We start from the raw sequence: 16,449 nt of genomic DNA on the forward strand, positions 1-16,449 counted from the left end.
GATTGCCCCCGGACTCGATACGGCGCCCTACTCGAACGGAACCGGCGGCATGGTGACGACCTGCGCGGCGTAGGAGAGTCCGGCGCCGAAGCCGAGGAGTAGTGCGGTCTGGCCAGGCTGTGCCTTGCCGGTGGACAGCAGGTCTTCCATGGCGAGCGGGATCGAGGCGGCGCTGGTGTTGCCGGTGTACTCGATGTCCTTGGCGACGACCGCGTCGTCGCGGAGTTTGAGGTTTTTGGCGAGGAGTTCGTTGATACGGGCGTTCGCCTGGTGCGGCACGAAGACGTCGAGGTCCTCGGAACCGAGCTTCGCGGCCTCGAGGGCGCGGTGGGCGACCTTGCCCATCTCGAAGGCGGCCCAGCGGAACACCGCGGTGCCCTCCATGCGCAGGAAGGGACGCTGGGTGCGGTCGCTGTCGAGGAAGGTGACCCAGTCGAAGTCCTGGCGGATCGCGTTGAACTGGGAGCCGTCCGAGCCCCAGATCACCGGGCCGAGCTGTTGCTGCTCGGTGGGTCCGACGACGACTGCGCCGGCGCCGTCGCCGAAGATGAAACAGTTGGTGCGGTCGGTCATGTCCATGGTCACCGAGAGTTGCTCGGCGCCGATGACCAGCACGTGGGTGGCGCTGCCGCCGCGGATCATGTCGGACGCGAGTGCCATGCCGTAGCCGAAGCCGGCGCAGCCGACCGTGACGTCGAAGGCGGGCACGCCGTTGCAGCCGAGTTCGGTCGCGACCTTGGTGGCTCCGGCCGGGGTCAGCAGCAGGTGGGTGTTCGTGGCGAGGATGACGGCGTCGATGTCCGAGCCCTGCAGCAGCGCATTGGCGATCGCCTTGCGGCCGGCGTTGACCGACATCTCCATGACGCTCTCGTCGCGACGCGCGAACCGGCGCGTCTTGATTCCCGTTCGGGTGTAGATCCACTCGTCGGAGGAGTCGATGTGCTGGCAGATCTCCTCGTTGGTGACGACGCGTTCGGGGCGGTACGCGCCGATGCCGAGCATGCCGATGTTGTTGATGCCAGTGGTGTCTGCGATGACCGCCATGGTGAACCCTTCCCAAAACGTGCCCGGCGAATATGTGACCCGACATACGACGGTACTCACACCGCCTCTTACTGGGAAGTAGCGGGACCCCGCCCGCAATCGTTACGGAGTCGCGGAATGCGGACCGAAGTCGTCCTCCATGAGGGGAATGCTGGTCCGCAGATCGATCGAACACCGCCGGGGCGTCGGGAAGCGGCCCGCGGTCACGACGATCAGCACACGATGACGTGCGCGCAACGCCGAACGCACGAGTCAGCACACCATTCGACGGCATCGAGAAGGGGAGTCCGCATGATCCACGCACGCGGTTTGGTCCAGGTGTTCAGCACCGGGAAAGGAAAGAAGAAGCGCGAGGTGAGGGCCGTCGACGGCGTCGACCTCGACATCGCCGAAGGGGAGGTGGTCGGGTTCCTCGGACCCAACGGCGCGGGCAAGACCACCACCCTGCGCATGCTGACGACCCTCCTGCGGCCGACGGCGGGAACCGCGACCGTCAACGGTTACGACGTCGTGGCCGATCCGGTCTCGGTCCGCCGCAGCATCGGTTACGTCTCGCAGGCCGGCGGCACCTTCAGCCAGGCGCAGGCCGGCGACGAGATCGTCGATCACGGCATGCTCTACGGGCTGTCCCGGGCCGAGGCGACCCGCCGCGGCCATGCCCTGTTCTCCCAGCTCCAGCTCGACGGCCTTTGGGAACGCCAGCCCAAGAACATGTCCGGCGGGCAGAAACGCCGGCTCGACATCGTGATGGGATTGGTCCACGAACCGTCCCTGGTCTTCCTCGACGAGCCGACCACCGGCCTCGACCCGCAGGCGAGGGCCAATCTCTGGGACCACATCCGGCGCCTGCGCACCGAGCGCGGCGCGACGGTCTTCCTGACGACGCACTACCTCGACGAGGCCGACGAACTGTCCGATCGGATCATCATCATCGACAACGGCCGGATCGTCGCCGCGGACACCGCCGACAACCTCAAGGCGCAGGTGTCCGGCGATCTGGTGGCACTCGAGGTCGCCGACTCCGCGGCCGTGTCCACCGCCGCGGACAAACTGGCCTCGGTCACCGGTGGCCGCGGGGACGGCCGGATCGAGATCGACGGCCGGCATGTCCGGAGCCGGGTGCCGCGCGCGGGCCGGGCCGTCCCCGGACTGCTGCGCGACCTCGACGCCGCGGGCATCACCCTCGACTCCATCGAGGTGATCCGCCCGACCCTCGACGACGTCTTCCTCACCCTCACCGGTCGGTCGCTGCGTGACGCCGAGACCGAGCGGGGCAACGAGATCCGTTCGGAAAAAACCGATTCGACGAGCGCCGACGCCCCGTCGGCCGAACTCAACCAGCAGGGAGTCAGCCGATGACCACGTTCCTCCGCGAGAGCACCATCGTGTTCCGCCGACAGATCCGCATGAACCTGCGCAACCCGGCCTGGGTCCTCATCGGGGTGATGCAACCGGTCCTCTACCTCGTCCTCTTCGGGCCGCTGCTGAAGCCCCTCGTCGCGCAGTTCCCGGGCGGCGCCGACAATCCGTACACGTTCCTGGTCCCCGGTCTGCTCGTGCAACTCGGTCTGTTCGGCGCGTTGTTCGCCGGATTCAGCCTGATCGGGGAATGGCGCGAGGGTGTGATCGAGGCCGAACGGGTGACCCCGGCCAGCCGCACCGCCCTGCTCACCGGTCGACTCATGCGCGACATGCTGCAACTTCTCGTGCAGGCGCTGATCCTGGTGGTGCTGGGCTATCTGATGGGCATGCGCGGTTCGGTGATCGGCGTGATCCTCGGCATCATCATCACGATGCTGATCGGTGGCGCGTGCGCCGCGGCGTCGAACGCACTGGCACTGACCACGAAGAGCGAGGACGTGATGGCGCCGCTCATCAACATGGTCATGATGCCGGTCCTGTTGCTGTCGGGCATCCTGCTTCCGATGACCCTCGGGCCGTCGTGGCTGCAGAGTCTCAGCGACTTCATGCCGTTCCGGTGGATCGTCGACGCGGTGCGCGACACCTTCTCCGGCGACCTCGCCAGTGCTCAGGTCCTCTGGGGCGTCCTCGCGTCGCTCATCCTGGCCGGACTCGGAACCCTGTGGGGCACTTCGGTGTTCCGCAAGGAGAACGCCTGAGGCGTGAGCCCGCCCCCTGCTCCCTGAGGAGCGAGCTTGCGAGCGTCACGAAGGGTCCTGGTGAGATTCGTCGCCAAGCCCTTCGTGGCTCGTCGCTAACGCTCCTCGCACCTCAGGGAGCAATGGCTTTGTCGTTCCTTCGGATTAGGGAGCCGGGGGTCAGTCGAAACTGGTGATCGCCGGGGCCGGGGGAAGGGTGACGACCGCACCCGCGTAGCTCAGGCCGGCGCCGAAGCCGAGGAGCAGCGCGGTCTGTCCGCCCCTCGCCTTGCCGGTGGCGAGCATCTCCTCCATGGCGAGCGGGATCGAGGCCGCCGAGGTGTTCCCGGTGTTCTCGATGTCGTTCGCCATCGGCAGGTCGTCGGGGAAGCCGAGGTTCTTCTTCATCAGGTCATTGATGCGGGCATTGGCCTGGTGGGGCACGAACACCTCGATGTCCTCCACGCCGACGCCGGAGGTCTCCAGCACGGTGGCGAGGGCCCGGGGCAGGGTGACGGCCGCCCAGCGGAACACCTTGGGCCCCGCCATCGTCACCACCATCCGACCGACCGGGTCGGTCTCGGGGTCTTTGTCCTGGTAGGCCTGCGCGCGGTCCATGTACTCGGGGATGTCCCAGTTCTGGCCGATCGCCTCGGCGTTCTCGCCGTCGCTGCCCCAGACGGTCGGAGAGATGCCGTTGTCCGCGCTCGGCCCGACGACCACGGCCCCGGCTCCGTCGCCGAAGATGAACGCGGTGTTGCGGTCGGTGGGATCCATGACCACCGACATGGTCTCGACGCCGACGAGCAGGACGTACTCGGCGCTGCCGGCGCGGACGGTGTCGGCGGCGACGCCGAGTCCGTAGCCGAAGCCGCCGCACCCGGCGGCGACGTCGTAGGCGGGGATGCCGTTGAGCCCGATGTCGGAGGCGACGCTCGGGCCACCGTGCGGGATCTTGGTCTTCCAACTGTTGGTGGCGAGGATCAGCGCACCGATCTTCTCCTTCGCCACCCCGGAGTTCGCGATGGCCCGCTCGGCGGCCGCGGCGGCCATCGAACGCGCCGACTCGTCGCCGCTGATCCATCGGCGGTTGCGGATACCGCTCCGCTCGAAGATCCACTCGTCGGAGGAATCGAGGACCTGGCAGACCTCGTCGTTGCTGACCAGGCGTCGCGGACGGTAGGCGCCGATGCCGAGCATCGAGACGTTCTGGTGTCCGGTCTTCACCGAGAGGTTGACCACTGTTGCCGATCCCTTCGCATTGCCCGCCGCAGCGATTCTACGGCCGCGCGGCCGCCGAATTCGGTGTCCTCACCAGGCGTGCACGGTGTTCTGCGCGGACTCCAGATCCTGTCCGAGCAATAGTTCGACGGCGTCGCAACCGTTGGCGATGAGGAGTTCGACCTCGCTCCGAGCCGAGGACGGAAACGGTTTCAACACGAAATCGGCGGGATCCTGCCGGCCGGGTGGCCGGCCGATGCCGATGCGCACGCGCAGATAGTCGCGCGTACCGAGTGCCTGACTGAGCGACCGCAGCCCGTTGTGGCCGCCCTCGCCGCCGCCCCGTTTGAGACGGACGGCGCCGAAGTCGATGTCGAGTTCGTCGTGGACGACGATCAGGTCGTCAGTCGTGACCGAGTAGAACTTGGCGAGCGGGCCGATCTGACGGCCGGACTCGTTCATGTAGGTGCGGGGTTTAGCCACGAGTACCGACTGGCCGCCGAGGCGTACCTCGGCGACCTCGGCGCCGGACTTCTTGTGCACCTTCCAGCGCTCGCCGGCCGAGGCGACGAGGCCGTCGGCGACCATCGCGCCGACGTTGTGCCTCGTCTTCTCGTACTTGGACCCGGGGTTGCCGAGTCCGACAATGAGTTTCACCACTTACGCAGTTTCACCACCCGAGCCGGGCAGTCCGGGGTCGGATTACTCCGACTCCTCGGCGGCTTCCTCGGTCGCCTCGCCCTCGGCGTCGCCTTCGGCCGCGGCGTCTGCCGAGCCGTCGGCGTCGGACTCGGTGGCGGCGAGCTGCGCCTCGGTGACCGACACGATGAGGGTCTCGGGATCGGCGGTGAGGGTCACACCCTCGGGCAGGTCCAGATCAGAGGCATGCACGGACAGGCCGATCTCGGCACCCTCCACGCTGACGACGATCTGCTCGGGGATCGACAGGGCGTCGGCCTCGACCTCGACGACGCTGGCGTCCTGGACGACGAGGGTGCCCGGGGCGGCGTCGCCCTCGACGATGATCGCGATCTCGACGGTGACCTTCTCGCCACGACGGACGATCAGCAGATCGGCGTGCTCGATGTAGTTGCGGATCGGGTGGACGTCGACCTGCTTGGTGAGCGCGAGCTGGCTGGAGCCCTCGATGTCGAGGTCGATGACGGCGTTGAGGCCGCTGTTACGCAGGATGGCGGCGAACTCACGGGCCGGGAGGTGCAGGTGCTGCGGGTCGGTTCCGTGGCCGTACAGCACGGCGGGGACCTTGCCCTCGCGACGCGCGCGGCGGGCTGCGCCCTTGCCCTTCTCGGTACGGGTGCTGACGGACAGCTTGCTGGTCTGGGTGGCCATGACGGTCTCCTCGCGATCGGTGGGTGTGTTCTGTCGGCGTCGCGACGAGCACCACCGGACACGAGCTCCGACCGCGGGCATCCACCTGCCCCGAGGGCGTGAGGAGTACTGCGATGGCCGCGCCGATCACGGTGACTGGGTCACCCTCGCCGAGACAACGGCGACCAGAGTAGTCGATGACCAGCCGGGATGTCACATCGCCCGCTACCGACGCCGCGCTCGGGGATACTGGTCTGCCATGACCTCACAGACGCCGATCGAGATCGTGACGACCCTGCTGACCGAGTTCGCGCGGGGCGATGTCCCCGCAGCACTGGAGACCATCGACGACGACATCGCCTACACGAACGTCTCGCTGCCGACGATCCGCGGCAAGCGAAAGGTGGCCGGTGTCCTGGGCGGGGTGGCGCGCAAGGACTCGGTGGGATTCAACTACCGGATGATCAACGTGAGCGCCGACGACGCCGGTGTGGTGCTGACCGAGCGGGTCGACGAACTCCGATTCGGTCGGCTGCATCTCCAGTTCTGGGTGTGCGGCCGGTTCGAGGTACGCGAGGGCCGGATCACGGTGTGGCGCGACTACTTCGACTACTTCGACATGACCAAGGCACTGGTGCGCGGGGTCGCGGCACTGGCCGTGCCGTCGGTGCAGCGGCCGCTGCCCGCGCCGGCCGTGTCGGCCTGACCTGAGCGCTGCCGCGCCCCGGAGTCAGAGGATCTCGTCGAGCTTCTCGATGGGCCGGGGGATGCGAGTGCCCTTGTCGGTCACCACGATCGGACGTTCGACGAGGATCGGGTGCTCGACCATGGCGTCGAGGATCTGCTCGTCGGTGGCCGATGCGAGATCGAGCTCCTTGTAGAGGGCCTCGCGTTTGCGGACGGCCTGCGCAGGTGTGATCCCGGCGTCGGCGAACAGCTCGACGAGTTGTTCGCGGCTGTACGGCTCGTCGAGATACTTCACGACTGCCGGCTCGATCCCGGCGTCGCGCAGGGCCTGCAACGCCTTCCGCGAGGTCGAACACTTCGGGTTGTGATAGATCGTCGCGTCCACGGGTGACACGGTACCCGGCGGGGCGCAATCTGCTCCCTGAGGAGCGCCAATCCCTCTGCTCCCTGAGGAGCGCCAATCCCTCTGCTCCCTGAGGAGCGCCAATCCCTCTGCTCCCTGAGGTGCGAGGAGCGCAAGCGACGAGCCTCGAAGGGCTGGCGACTCGTGCTACGGAGCCCTTCGAGGCTCGCTTCGCTCGCACCTCAGGGAGCAGGGGAGGCTCGCTTCGCTCGCACCTCAGGGAGCAGTGGTTGGGCTCGCTTCGCTCGCACCTCAGGGAGCGGGGACACTCAGGCGATGCCGTCGAAAAGGCTTGTGACAGAACCGTTCTCGAAGACCTCGCGGATCGTCTGCGCGAGCAGCGGTGCGATGGAGAGGACGGTGAGGTTCTCGAAGCGCTTCTCGGCCGGGATCGGCAGGGTGTCGGTGGCGATGACCTCCTTGGCGCCGCAGGACGCGAGACGCTCGGCCGCGGGATCGGAGAACACGCCGTGAGTGGTGGCGATGATGACGTCGCCCGCGCCGGCGTCCTTGAGGACCCGCACGGCGCCGGCGATGGTGCCGCCGGTGTCGATCATGTCGTCGATGAGGATGCAGGTGCGTCCCTCGACCTCGCCCACCACGCGATTGGACTTGACCTGGTTGGGCACGAGCGGGTCACGCGTCTTGTGGATGAACGCCAGCGGCGCGCCACCGAGGGTGTCGGCCCACTTCTCGGCGACACGCACGCGACCGGAGTCGGGGGAGACCACGGCGATGTTGTCGGTGCCGTACTTGCCCCGGATGTACTCGGCGAGCTGTCCCTGAGCGTGCATGTGATCGACAGGGCCGTCGAAGAAGCCCTGGATCTGGTCGGTGTGCAGGTCGACGGTGATGATCCGGTCGGCGCCCGCGGTCTTGAGCAGATCGGCGATGAGGCGGGCCGAGATCGGCTCACGTCCGCGGTGCTTCTTGTCCTGGCGGGCGTAGGGGTAGAACGGCAGGATCACGCTGATGCGCTTCGCCGAGCCGCGCTTGAGGGCGTCGATCATGATGAGCGCCTCCATGACCCACTGGTTCAGCGGGTACGGGCAGCTCTGCAGGACGAAGGCGTCCGATCCGCGGACCGAGTCCTCGAAACGAACGAACAGTTCGCCGTTGGCGAAGTCGCGGGCGGTCTGCGGGGTGACCTTGATGCCCAGTTCATCGGCGACTGCTTCGGCGAGTTCGGGATGGGCACGACCAGAGAACAGCATCAGGTTCTTCTGGTTGTCAGTGGTCCAGGTCATGAAAACTCTTCTGTTCGTGTCGTTTCGGATCTGCAGGGTCGAGCTCGGGTCGGGGTGTCAGGCCGTCCCGGAGTTCTTGTCGCGTGCCTCGAGGGCCGCGCGCGCCGCCGCGGTGTCGGGCCGCTTGCGCACGACCCAGTCCTCGATGACGCGTTGTTCGCCCGCCGAGACCGCGAGGGCTCCCGGCGGTACATCTTGCCGCACCACGGTTCCGGCGCCGGTGTATGCCCCGTCGCCGACGCTGACCGGCGCGACGAACATGTTGTCCGAGCCGGTGCGGCAGTGGTCGCCGATCACGGTGCGGTGCTTGGCGACCCCGTCGTAGTTGACGAAGACGCTCGACGCGCCGATGTTGGAGTGCTCGCCGATGGTGGCGTCGCCGACGTAGGTGAGGTGCGGGATCTTGGACCCGGCACCGATGGTCGCGTTCTTGGTCTCGACGAAGGTGCCGATCTTGCCCGCGTCTCCGAGGGCCGTGCCCGGTCGCAGGTAGGCGAAGGGCCCGACGGTGGCCTCGGCGCCGATGACCGCGTCACTGCCGTGCGTGCGGATCACCTGCGCGCCGGGTCCGACGGTGACGTCGGTCAGAGTGGTGTCGGGTCCGATCACGGCGTCGGCGGCGATGTGCGTGCGCCCGTGCAACTGTGTGCCGGGCGCGATGTGCGCGTCGGGCTCGATGGTGACGTCGGTGTCGATCCAGGTGGTGGCCGGGTCGACGACGGTCACCCCGTCGAGTTGATGACGACGGATGATGCGGCGGTTGAGTTCGGCGCCCAGGGCGGCGAGTTGGGCACGGTCGTTGCAGCCGGCCACGAGCACCGGATCGGCGACGGTGTGTCCGCGGACGGCCCGGCCCTCGCCGCGGGCGATCTCGACGATGTCGGTGAGGTAGTACTCGCCCTGCACATTGTCCGTCGACAGCTTCGACAACCCGTCGCGCAGCGCAGCGGCGTCGAAGGCGTAGACGCCGGCGTTGACCTCGGTGATCGCGCGCTGCTCCGGGGAGGCGTCCTTGTGTTCGACGATCGCGGTGACGGCCTTCCCGTCGCGGATGATGCGTCCGTATCCGGTCGGGTCGTCGGCGACGAAGCTCGTCAGCGTGACCGCGGCCCCGCCGTCGGCGAGATGGGTGTCGATGAGCGCGCGGAGGGTGTCGGCGTCGAGGAGGGGGACGTCGGCAGCGGTGACGACGACGGTGCCGTCGAACTCGTCGGGGAGTCCGCCGAGTCCCACCCGAGCGGCGTCACCGGTCCCGCGGGGGGCGTCCTGTTCGGCGATCCCGATCTCGACGCCGAGGCCTGCCCCGATCTCGCCGATGGCAGCCGAGACCCGTTCGCGTTCGTGGCTGACGACGGCGATGAGATGCTCGGGGTCGATGCCCGCGGTCCCGTGGAGCGCGTGGCCGACGAGCGAGCGGCCGCCGATGGTGTGCAGGATCTTCGGGGTCTTGGACTTCATGCGGGTACCGGCACCCGCGGCCAGGACGATCACGGCCACGGACGGCGACGTTCCCGTCATCGAATGCCCACCCTCTTCCTGATCGGTGACTGCCACGATCATGTCTGTCCGACGGCGCCGGCGGGGGTCGCTGACCGGGTTCGCGGTCGCACGTCGGGTGCGATCCTACGCATCGGTACCCGATGGCAGAAATGCAGCGCGCTGTTTGTGGCGAAACCTCGCGACCGGGCCTGATAGAACACATAGGGACCGCAACGCCGAGCGATCAATGGGTAGATCATTGCCGTTGTCGCTGACGGAACAGGGTGGGTGCGGGGGAACCAACCATGTGCGCCGGAGTTGTCCGGCTCGCGAAACGACCACACGGAGGTAGTGAATGAGCACGCAGAAGACGGCGATCGTCACCGGGGCCGCACGGGGGATCGGTGCGGCGGTGGCCAAGCGCCTGGCCGACGACGGGCTCGCGGTGGCTGTCCTGGACCTCGACGCCGACGCCTGCGCCGACACCGTCGAGGCCATCACCGACGCCGGTGGCAAGGCGATCGCGGTGGGTGCCGACGTCGCCGACGAGGCCTCGGTGAACGCGGCGGTGGACAAGGTCGTCGCCGAACTCGGAAAGCCGACGGTCGTCGTGAACAACGCCGGCATCACCCGCGACAACCTGCTGTTCAAGATGACCGTTGATGACTGGGATGCCGTCATGGCCGTGCACCTGCGGGGCGCGTTCAACGTCACCAAGGCCGTCCAGAAGTACATGGTCGAGGCGGAGTGGGGACGCATCGTCAACCTGTCGAGCACCTCGGCACTCGGCAACCGGGGACAGGTCAACTACTCGGCGGCCAAGGCCGGCATGCAGGGCTTCACCAAGACCCTCGCCATCGAGCTGGGACGGTTCGGCGTGACCGCCAACGCCATCGCACCCGGATTCATCGAGACCGAGATGACCGCCGCCACCGCCGAGCGCATCGGCGTGCCCTTCGAGGACTTCAAGCGCGCCGCCGCCGGCCAGATCCCGGTGAACCGCGTCGGTGTGCCCGAGGACATCGCCCACACCGCGTCTTTCTTCATCAGCGAAGGTGCCGGCTTCGTGTCGGGGCAGGTCGTCTACGTGGCCGGCGGCCCCAAGGACTGATCACTCCCAGACGTCGACTCGACTCCCAGACCTCGATCGAAGTCTGTGAGTCGAGTTGACGTCGAGTGGTCACCTGGCGTGAGTGCCCTCGGGCTGTGGCACAATCGTCAGCGCAGTGATCCGCCATGGTGTAATCGGCAACACTCCTGATTTTGGTTCAGGCATTCTAGGTTCGAGTCCTGGTGGCGGAGCTCATGAGTCGGGCCGCGGTCGCGGCCCGGAACGTTCCACGACGAGCGCCGATGGCCGGCGACGGTCATCCCGCCGGGCGCGCCAGCCCCAGATTGTCCCGGAGCGTGGTGCCCTCGTAGTCGGTGCGATACACGCCCAGCTCCTGCAGCACCGGCACCACCTCGTCGACGAACCGGTCGAGTCCGCCGGGCACGATGTGGGGCACCAGGATGAAACCGTCGGCGACGTCGGCCTGCACGAAATCGTTGATCGTGTGCGCGATCGTCTGTGGGGAGCCGACGAACGACTGGCGCCCGGTGACCTCGATGATGAGTTCACGCGTCGTCAGGTTCTTCGCCTCGGCGAGGTCGCGCCATTCGCGTGCCACGGCGACCGGGTCACGGTGCATGCGCACGCTCGCGCGTCCCTTCGCGACCGTGTTCTCTCCCGGTATCGGATCCACCTGCGGCAGCGGGCCGTCGGGGTCGTGATCGGACAGATCCCGATTCCACAGCTGTTCCAAGAACTTGATCGCCGTCTGCCCGCTGACCTGTTGCAGGCGCACCTCGTGGGCGAGTTCGGCTGCCTGCGCGTCGGTGTCGCCGACGACGAAGGTGGCGGCGGGCAGCACGAGGAGTTGGTCGGGGCGTCGGCCGTACGTGGCGAGTCGTCGTTTGACGTCGGTGTAGAACGCCTGGCCGGCGTCGTAGGTGGCGTGCCGGGAGAAGATGGCGTCGGCGGTCGCAGCCGCGAACTCCCGGCCCTCGTCGGAGTCGCCGGCCTGGAAGATGACCGGCCGGCCCTGTGGCGGGCGGGGGGTCGGGAAGTGCCCGCGGATGTCGAACTGTGAACTGGTGAACTCGAATTCACCCGCCTCGTGACGGGCCAGGAACCGGCCGCTCTCGGCATCGGCGACGAGGTCATCGTCGCGCCACGAGTCCCAGAGAGTCGCGGCGGCGGTGAGGAATTCCTTGGCGCGCGCGTACCGTTGGTCCTCGGGCAGGTAGCCGCCACGGCGGAAGTTCTCGCCGGTGAACTCGTCCCACGAGGTCACCACATTCCAGGCCGCGCGTCCGGCGGACAGATGATCGAGGGTGGCGAATTGCCGTGCGACGTCGACGGGTTCGTTGAAGGTCGAGTTGATGGTGCCGGTCAGGCCGAGGTGGGTGGTGACCGCGGCCAACGCCGACAGCACGGTGAAGGTGTCCGGTCGACCGACCACGTCGAGGTCGTAGATCAGCCCGTTCTGCTCGCGGAGCCGCAGTCCCTCGGCGAGGAAGAAGAAGTCGAACTTCCCGCGCTCGGCGGTCTGTGCGAGGTGGACGAACGAGTCGAACTCGATCTGGCTGCCCGACGCCGGGTCGCTCCACACCGTGGTGTTGTTGACCCCGGGGAAGTGGGCGGCGAGATGGACCTGTTTGGTCATACGACACCGGCCTTTCCAGTGGCGAAACAATTGGACGGGCGCGCCAGGCCGAGGTGCCCGCGCAGCGTCGAATGGCTGTACTCATCCCGGAACAGGTTGCGGCGCCGGAGTTCCGGTACGAGCTCTCGGGTGATTGCGCGCAGGTCCTCGGGCAAGGCGGCCGGGTGCAGTCGTATTCCGCTGATCCCTGCCACCGCGGCCCAGCGCTCGATCTCGTCCGCGAGCCCGACCGGTGTGCCGGTGAAGACCGCGCTGTCGGGCGTGAACGGTCCATCGGCTAAGTCGTCGAGCCGCGCCCGACGGTCGTCGGCCTCCGCCTCCGATGCGGCGAGCACGACGAACAGGTCGACGAACAGGAGTGCTGGATCGGTGATCTCGCGACCGGCGTCGGAGTGTGCGGTGCCCACGGCGTCCACCGCGCGCACGGCGTCGTCGACGTCGCGCGGGCTGATGAACCCGAGGTCGGCGCCCCGACCGATCAGCCGCAGATCGGTGGGGTGGGCGCCGGTCGCGGCGATGACCGGCCGGCCCTGCGGCGGGCGCGGCGTGATGGCGGGGCCGCGCACCGAGAAATGATCCCCGGCGAAGTCGATGTAGTGCAGCTTGTCCCGGTCGACGAAGCGACCGGTTGCGACGTCGCGGATCTCGGCGTCGTCCTCCCACGAATCCCAGAGCAGACCGAGCACGGTCGCGAAGTCGAGGGCCTCGGACGCGAGATCGGCGAGCACCGCCGGATCGTCGGGAAATCGTCGTCGGCCGAACAGCGCGGCCTCGTCCGGGTCCGCGGTCGTACGCAGCAGGACCCCGGCGCGACCCTGACTCACATAGTCGAGGGTCGCGATCGCCTTGGAGACGTGGAACGGCTCGGTGTGGGTGGCGGTCGCCGTCGGGATCAGCCCGATCGAACGGGTCGTGGGAGCGAGACGGGAGGCGAGCAGTACCGAGTCGAGTCCTCCCGTCGCCCGGTCGGTGCGGGAGTGCCCGCGATGCAGGGCGAAGGTGTCCGCGAGGGTGACGAAGTCGAGGAGCCCGGCTTCGGCCTCGCCGACCAGTTGCTGCCAGTGCGCCGCTGCCGTGAGCGCGTTTGCCCGGGCCCCGGGCGCACGCCACGCACCCGGATGCGACCCGCAACCGTCCAGCGCCACGGCGACGCGTACGTGTTCGGTCATCGAGTCTCCCCTCGAGTCGTGTCGTCGATGTGTGTCTCCGTCTCGAACAGTGGCGGCATGACACGGGATTCCAGGGCCCGGTCATCGGATCGGCGTGGGCCTAACCCTTCCGATGTCCCGCCGATGCCGCTTCGGTGATCAGGATGAGGTGTGTTCGGCACAGGACTCGAGACGGTCGGGGAGCGGTATGACGGGACATGAACCCATACCGCTGTCGGTGCTCGACCTCGCGCCGGTCACCGAGGGAAGTGACGCGGCGACGGCGGTGCGCCGCAGCGTTGCCTTGGCCCGGCACGCCGAACGTCTGGGATATCACCGCTTCTGGCTCGCCGAGCATCACTTCGTGGCAGTGGCCAGCTCGTCGACGACCACGCTCATCGGACTCATCGCCGGCGCGACCGAGTCCATCCGCGTGGGATCGGCGGCGGTCCAGAGCGGCCTGCACACCCCGGTGTCGATCGTGGAGGCCTTCGGGACCATCGACGCGCTCCACCCTGGCCGACTGGACCTGGGTCTCGGTCGTTCCGCGCAGCGTCGCACCGAGTTGGCGACCGCCGACCGGAAATCCGCACCCCGCGAGCCCGCACCCCGGCAGCCCGACGAGGTCGTCGACGGCCTGCTCATACCGTCGCCGTTCCCCGTCGAGTCGATCCTGAACGCACCGCGGGTCGTCGCCGCGTTCGACGCCTCGCAGTTCGACGGTGCGTCGCCGCCGGACTTCGACGACGCCGTCGGTGATGTCCTGGCGCTCCTGGCGGGCGGGTTCAGTCACCGCGACGTCGAACTGACCGCGGTGCCGGGGCAGGGCGCCGACGTGGCGGTCTGGATCTTCGGGAGCAGCAAGGGGCAGAGTGCCCAGACCGCAGGTGCGCGCGGGTTGCCGTTCGTCGCCAATTATCACGTCAGCCCGAGCACGGTCCTGGAGGCCGTCGAGGCGTACCGAAGTGCGTTCCGGCCGTCGCCGGTCCTGGCCGAGCCGTATGTGGTCGTCTCCGCGGATGTCGTTGTCGCCGCGGATGAATCGACCGCACGGCACCGTGCATCCACCTACGGACACTGGGTGTACGGCATCCGTAGCGGAGCCGGCGCGCAACCGTACCCGGACCCTGACACGTCGCGTCCGCTCGACGATGACGCGCTCCCGCTGGTCGACGATCGCGTGCGCACCCAGTTCGTCGGCGACCCCGACACCGTGGTGGACGGGCTGCGCACCCTCGTGCGGGTGACCGGCGCCGACGAACTGCTCGTCACCAGCGTCACCCACGACTTCGACCACCGGCTGGCGTCGCATGAGTTGCTGGCGGCCGCATGGGGATTGCGAGGGAAGTGAGATGACCGGCTACGCGGCAGAGGGTTTCGGACGACGCGCCGGTGTGCGGTCGTCGTTGAGGGTGTTGTTCACCGGCATCCGGCGTCGCGTCGACGTGGATTTACTCGCCGTGTGTGCGGCGCTGCATCCGGAGGCACCGCCCCTGGGTCTCCCGTTGGAGTCAGCAAGAACGGTCGGCCGCGGAAAGGTCTCATAACCGGGTCCCGGTGGCACCATGAGGTTCTCCGGTGACGACGGTCGTCGCCGACGAGCAGCCAACGAGGACGTCCACCATGTACGAGACCCCGGATGAACTACAAGAACTGCAGACCCTTCTCGACGCGTCTCTGTCCCGATCCACAGATCATCTGCGGTCCATCATCAGCAGCGAGAACACGGTCGATGCACCGCAATTGGTCGAGATACTGGCGGGCATGCGTGTTCTCGCGCTCTCGACCGTCACCGCGGCGGGCGAGCCGCGGATCAGCGCCGTCGACGGGCATTTTCTGCATGGGAAGTGGGTCTTCGGCACGGCGCGCACTGCTGCGAAGGCTCGGCACCTCGCCGCCCGTCCGGCCGCCAGCGCGGCTCACATCCAGGGCGAGGAGCTCGGGGTGTTCACGCACGGGACGGTCGAGATCCTCAATCCGCTCGACGGCGACCGCGCCGATGACTGGCCCGAGTTGGTGGCCCACTTCAAGACGATCTACGGCGACGATGCGTTCGACTGGGACGTCGAGGTCATCTACTTTCGCCTGCACCCGCATTGGATGACGGTCTACGCACCGAACCAGTCTCATTGACTGTGAGTCGACGGTCAGTCGACCGGGACGATGAAGCCTTCTTTCACGAGCCAGTCGTAGGCGACGTCGGAGGGGTCGGCGCCGTCGATGTCGATGAGTCCGTTGAGTTCCTGCATGAGCTCGTCGGTGAGTTTCGCCGACACGGGAGCCATGAGTTCGGCGATTTCCGGGTTGGCGTCGTTGACGCCGGTGCTCACCACGAGGCAGCCGCTGTAGGGCAGGAAGAACTTCTTGTCGTCTTCAAGGACGACGAGGTCGAGGTTCTTGATCCGGCCGTCGGTGGAGTAGACCATGCCGAAGTTGCAGGGTTCGCTCCGTGCGGTCGAGGTGTAGACGACGCCGGAGTCCATGGTCGTCACGTTGCTCTTGGGCACGCCGCCGGGGGCGTCGAGCGGGATGTCGTAAGCCTCCAGCATGGGGATGAATCCATCGGCGCGCGAGAGGAACTCGTCGTTGATGCAGAACGTCCGCTCGGATTCGGGCAGCTTCGCGATGTCGGACATCTTGGTGACGTTCAACCGCTCGGCCGTCGGTGCCGAAGCGGCGAAGGCGTAGGTGTTGTTGAACGACGAAGGCGGTAGCCACTCGACACCGTTGGCGCGTTCGGCGTCACGGACGCGCTCGTACAGCTGCTGCGGATCCGCGATGGTCTCCGTCTCACCGAGATAGGTCTGCCAGGCCGTGCCCGTGTACTCCCACACGATGTCGGCGTCGCCGTTGAGAACCGCCTGCCGCGAGGACATCGATCCCGGTGCGTTGGTGAGGTCGTCGACGTCGGCCCCGGCCGCTGCCAGATAGGTCGCGGTGATCTTGCCGAGCAGGACCTGTTCGGTGAAGTTCTTCGACGTCACGGCGACCGACGTGCCCTCCAGCGGGCGTTCGCCGCCGGGAAGGGAAGCGGGACGGAAGGTTCCGGACGAACTCACCAGACCACACGCAGACAGCGTCATC

Annotated in this window: 17 protein-coding genes and 1 tRNA gene; 8 read left to right on the forward strand and 10 right to left on the reverse strand. The window is 67.7% G+C overall.

What is annotated here, in order from left to right:
- Window positions 1–27: 27 nt before the first annotated feature.
- Complete coding sequence (locus LEL84_RS22615) at window positions 28–1,044, reverse strand: beta-ketoacyl-ACP synthase III (protein WP_226512813.1); 1,017 nt, start codon at window positions 1,042–1,044, stop codon at window positions 28–30.
- A gap of 291 nt (window positions 1,045–1,335) precedes the next feature.
- On the opposite strand from LEL84_RS22615, the gene LEL84_RS22620 reads away from it, so the two are divergent.
- Both LEL84_RS22620 and LEL84_RS22625 read left to right on the forward strand, forming a co-directional pair.
- Window positions 1,336–2,403 (forward strand): ATP-binding cassette domain-containing protein, encoded by a 1,068-nt coding sequence (locus LEL84_RS22620; RefSeq protein WP_226512814.1) that lies wholly within the window; start codon window positions 1,336–1,338, stop codon window positions 2,401–2,403.
- Window positions 2,400–3,164: an ABC transporter permease gene (locus tag LEL84_RS22625; protein WP_058250851.1), complete on the forward strand. Its 765-nt coding sequence runs from the start codon at window positions 2,400–2,402 to the stop codon at window positions 3,162–3,164. The genes LEL84_RS22620 and LEL84_RS22625 overlap by 4 nt, the downstream gene beginning before the upstream one ends.
- A 159-nt stretch (window positions 3,165–3,323) precedes the next feature.
- On the opposite strand, the gene LEL84_RS22630 is transcribed toward LEL84_RS22625, so the two are convergent.
- From LEL84_RS22630 to LEL84_RS22640, 3 genes are all read right to left on the reverse strand, one after another.
- Window positions 3,324–4,343, reverse strand: coding sequence for a beta-ketoacyl-ACP synthase 3 (locus tag LEL84_RS22630; protein ID WP_137808965.1), 1,020 nt, complete (start codon window positions 4,341–4,343; stop codon window positions 3,324–3,326).
- Between the two features lie 111 nt (window positions 4,344–4,454).
- The gene (pth, locus tag LEL84_RS22635) at window positions 4,455–5,021 is read right to left on the reverse strand and encodes an aminoacyl-tRNA hydrolase (protein ID WP_058250849.1); all 567 of its coding nucleotides are present in this window, start codon (window positions 5,019–5,021) and stop codon (window positions 4,455–4,457) included.
- 45 nt (window positions 5,022–5,066) lie between these two features.
- Window positions 5,067–5,714: a 50S ribosomal protein L25/general stress protein Ctc gene (locus LEL84_RS22640; RefSeq protein WP_137808845.1), complete on the reverse strand. Its 648-nt coding sequence runs from the start codon at window positions 5,712–5,714 to the stop codon at window positions 5,067–5,069.
- Between the two features lie 238 nt (window positions 5,715–5,952).
- Between LEL84_RS22640 and LEL84_RS22645 the strand changes: the two genes are divergently transcribed.
- Window positions 5,953–6,399, forward strand: a complete 447-nt coding sequence (locus LEL84_RS22645; RefSeq protein WP_137808844.1) for a limonene-1,2-epoxide hydrolase family protein — start codon at window positions 5,953–5,955, stop codon at window positions 6,397–6,399.
- Window positions 6,400–6,423: 24 nt separating this feature from the next.
- Here LEL84_RS22645 and arsC read toward each other — a convergent pair whose 3' ends face one another.
- The 3 genes from arsC to glmU all read right to left on the reverse strand — a co-directional run bounded on the left by arsC (window position 6,424) and on the right by glmU (window position 9,548).
- Complete coding sequence (gene arsC / locus LEL84_RS22650; RefSeq protein WP_137808843.1) at window positions 6,424–6,765, reverse strand: arsenate reductase (glutaredoxin); 342 nt, start codon at window positions 6,763–6,765, stop codon at window positions 6,424–6,426.
- 287 nt (window positions 6,766–7,052) lie between these two features.
- Window positions 7,053–8,030, reverse strand: coding sequence for a ribose-phosphate diphosphokinase (locus tag LEL84_RS22655; protein WP_004022643.1), 978 nt, complete (start codon window positions 8,028–8,030; stop codon window positions 7,053–7,055).
- A gap of 57 nt (window positions 8,031–8,087) precedes the next feature.
- The gene (gene glmU, locus LEL84_RS22660) at window positions 8,088–9,548 is read right to left on the reverse strand and encodes a bifunctional UDP-N-acetylglucosamine diphosphorylase/glucosamine-1-phosphate N-acetyltransferase GlmU (protein WP_226514393.1); all 1,461 of its coding nucleotides are present in this window, start codon (window positions 9,546–9,548) and stop codon (window positions 8,088–8,090) included.
- Window positions 9,549–9,864: 316 nt separating this feature from the next.
- Here glmU and fabG point away from each other — a divergent pair, with 316 nt between their 5' ends.
- Together fabG and LEL84_RS22670 are read left to right on the forward strand one after the other, a co-directional pair.
- Window positions 9,865–10,620, forward strand: a complete 756-nt coding sequence (fabG, locus tag LEL84_RS22665) for a 3-oxoacyl-ACP reductase FabG (RefSeq protein ID WP_226512815.1) — start codon at window positions 9,865–9,867, stop codon at window positions 10,618–10,620.
- Between the two features lie 119 nt (window positions 10,621–10,739).
- Window positions 10,740–10,811, forward strand: a tRNA-Gln gene (locus LEL84_RS22670).
- A gap of 65 nt (window positions 10,812–10,876) precedes the next feature.
- Here the strand turns inward: LEL84_RS22670 and LEL84_RS22675 are convergent.
- Both LEL84_RS22675 and LEL84_RS22680 read right to left on the reverse strand, forming a co-directional pair.
- Window positions 10,877–12,217 (reverse strand): NtaA/DmoA family FMN-dependent monooxygenase, encoded by a 1,341-nt coding sequence (locus tag LEL84_RS22675; RefSeq protein WP_226512816.1) that lies wholly within the window; start codon window positions 12,215–12,217, stop codon window positions 10,877–10,879.
- Window positions 12,214–13,386 carry an LLM class flavin-dependent oxidoreductase gene (locus LEL84_RS22680; protein ID WP_226512817.1) on the reverse strand — a complete coding sequence of 391 codons (1,173 nt, stop codon included), beginning with the start codon at window positions 13,384–13,386 and terminating at the stop codon, window positions 12,214–12,216. Before LEL84_RS22680 ends, LEL84_RS22675 begins: the two co-directional genes overlap by 4 nt.
- A 187-nt stretch (window positions 13,387–13,573) precedes the next feature.
- Here LEL84_RS22680 and LEL84_RS22685 point away from each other — a divergent pair, with 187 nt between their 5' ends.
- The 3 genes from LEL84_RS22685 to LEL84_RS22695 all read left to right on the forward strand — a co-directional run bounded on the left by LEL84_RS22685 (window position 13,574) and on the right by LEL84_RS22695 (window position 15,498).
- Window positions 13,574–14,716 carry an LLM class flavin-dependent oxidoreductase gene (locus LEL84_RS22685; protein WP_165630288.1) on the forward strand — a complete coding sequence of 381 codons (1,143 nt, stop codon included), beginning with the start codon at window positions 13,574–13,576 and terminating at the stop codon, window positions 14,714–14,716.
- A 1-nt stretch (window position 14,717) separates the two neighbouring features.
- Window positions 14,718–14,912, forward strand: coding sequence for a hypothetical protein (locus tag LEL84_RS22690; RefSeq protein ID WP_137808838.1), 195 nt, complete (start codon window positions 14,718–14,720; stop codon window positions 14,910–14,912).
- Between the two features lie 76 nt (window positions 14,913–14,988).
- Window positions 14,989–15,498, forward strand: coding sequence for a pyridoxamine 5'-phosphate oxidase family protein (locus LEL84_RS22695; RefSeq protein WP_226514394.1), 510 nt, complete (start codon window positions 14,989–14,991; stop codon window positions 15,496–15,498).
- Between the two features lie 14 nt (window positions 15,499–15,512).
- Here LEL84_RS22695 and LEL84_RS22700 read toward each other — a convergent pair whose 3' ends face one another.
- Window positions 15,513–16,448, reverse strand: coding sequence for a glycine betaine ABC transporter substrate-binding protein (locus tag LEL84_RS22700; protein WP_078112134.1), 936 nt, complete (start codon window positions 16,446–16,448; stop codon window positions 15,513–15,515).
- Window position 16,449: the final 1 nt, after the last annotated feature.

Origin of the sequence: Gordonia sp. WA4-43 (assembly GCF_020520305.1) — a bacterium.
Taxonomy (GTDB): domain Bacteria; phylum Actinomycetota; class Actinomycetes; order Mycobacteriales; family Mycobacteriaceae; genus Gordonia; species Gordonia hongkongensis.

Excerpts from the sequence above, each read along its gene's own strand:
- LEL84_RS22615 (WP_226512813.1), bottom strand. The coding sequence starts at position 1,044 with ATGGCGGTCATCGCAGACACCACTGGCATCAACAACATCGGCATGCTC.
- LEL84_RS22620 (WP_226512814.1), top strand. The coding sequence starts at position 1,336 with ATGATCCACGCACGCGGTTTGGTCCAGGTGTTCAGCACCGGGAAAGGA.
- LEL84_RS22625 (WP_058250851.1), top strand. The coding sequence starts at position 2,400 with ATGACCACGTTCCTCCGCGAGAGCACCATCGTGTTCCGCCGACAGATC.
- LEL84_RS22630 (WP_137808965.1), bottom strand. The coding sequence starts at position 4,343 with ATGCTCGGCATCGGCGCCTACCGTCCGCGACGCCTGGTCAGCAACGAC.
- LEL84_RS22640 (WP_137808845.1), bottom strand. The coding sequence starts at position 5,714 with ATGGCCACCCAGACCAGCAAGCTGTCCGTCAGCACCCGTACCGAGAAG.
- LEL84_RS22645 (WP_137808844.1), top strand. The coding sequence starts at position 5,953 with ATGACCTCACAGACGCCGATCGAGATCGTGACGACCCTGCTGACCGAG.
- LEL84_RS22655 (WP_004022643.1), bottom strand. The coding sequence starts at position 8,030 with ATGACCTGGACCACTGACAACCAGAAGAACCTGATGCTGTTCTCTGGT.
- glmU (WP_226514393.1), bottom strand. The coding sequence starts at position 9,548 with ATGACGGGAACGTCGCCGTCCGTGGCCGTGATCGTCCTGGCCGCGGGT.
- fabG (WP_226512815.1), top strand. The coding sequence starts at position 9,865 with ATGAGCACGCAGAAGACGGCGATCGTCACCGGGGCCGCACGGGGGATC.
- LEL84_RS22675 (WP_226512816.1), bottom strand. The coding sequence starts at position 12,217 with ATGACCAAACAGGTCCATCTCGCCGCCCACTTCCCCGGGGTCAACAAC.
- LEL84_RS22680 (WP_226512817.1), bottom strand. The coding sequence starts at position 13,386 with ATGACCGAACACGTACGCGTCGCCGTGGCGCTGGACGGTTGCGGGTCG.
- LEL84_RS22685 (WP_165630288.1), top strand. The coding sequence starts at position 13,574 with ATGACGGGACATGAACCCATACCGCTGTCGGTGCTCGACCTCGCGCCG.
- LEL84_RS22690 (WP_137808838.1), top strand. The coding sequence starts at position 14,718 with ATGACCGGCTACGCGGCAGAGGGTTTCGGACGACGCGCCGGTGTGCGG.
- LEL84_RS22695 (WP_226514394.1), top strand. The coding sequence starts at position 14,989 with ATGTACGAGACCCCGGATGAACTACAAGAACTGCAGACCCTTCTCGAC.
- LEL84_RS22700 (WP_078112134.1), bottom strand. The coding sequence starts at position 16,448 with ATGACGCTGTCTGCGTGTGGTCTGGTGAGTTCGTCCGGAACCTTCCGT.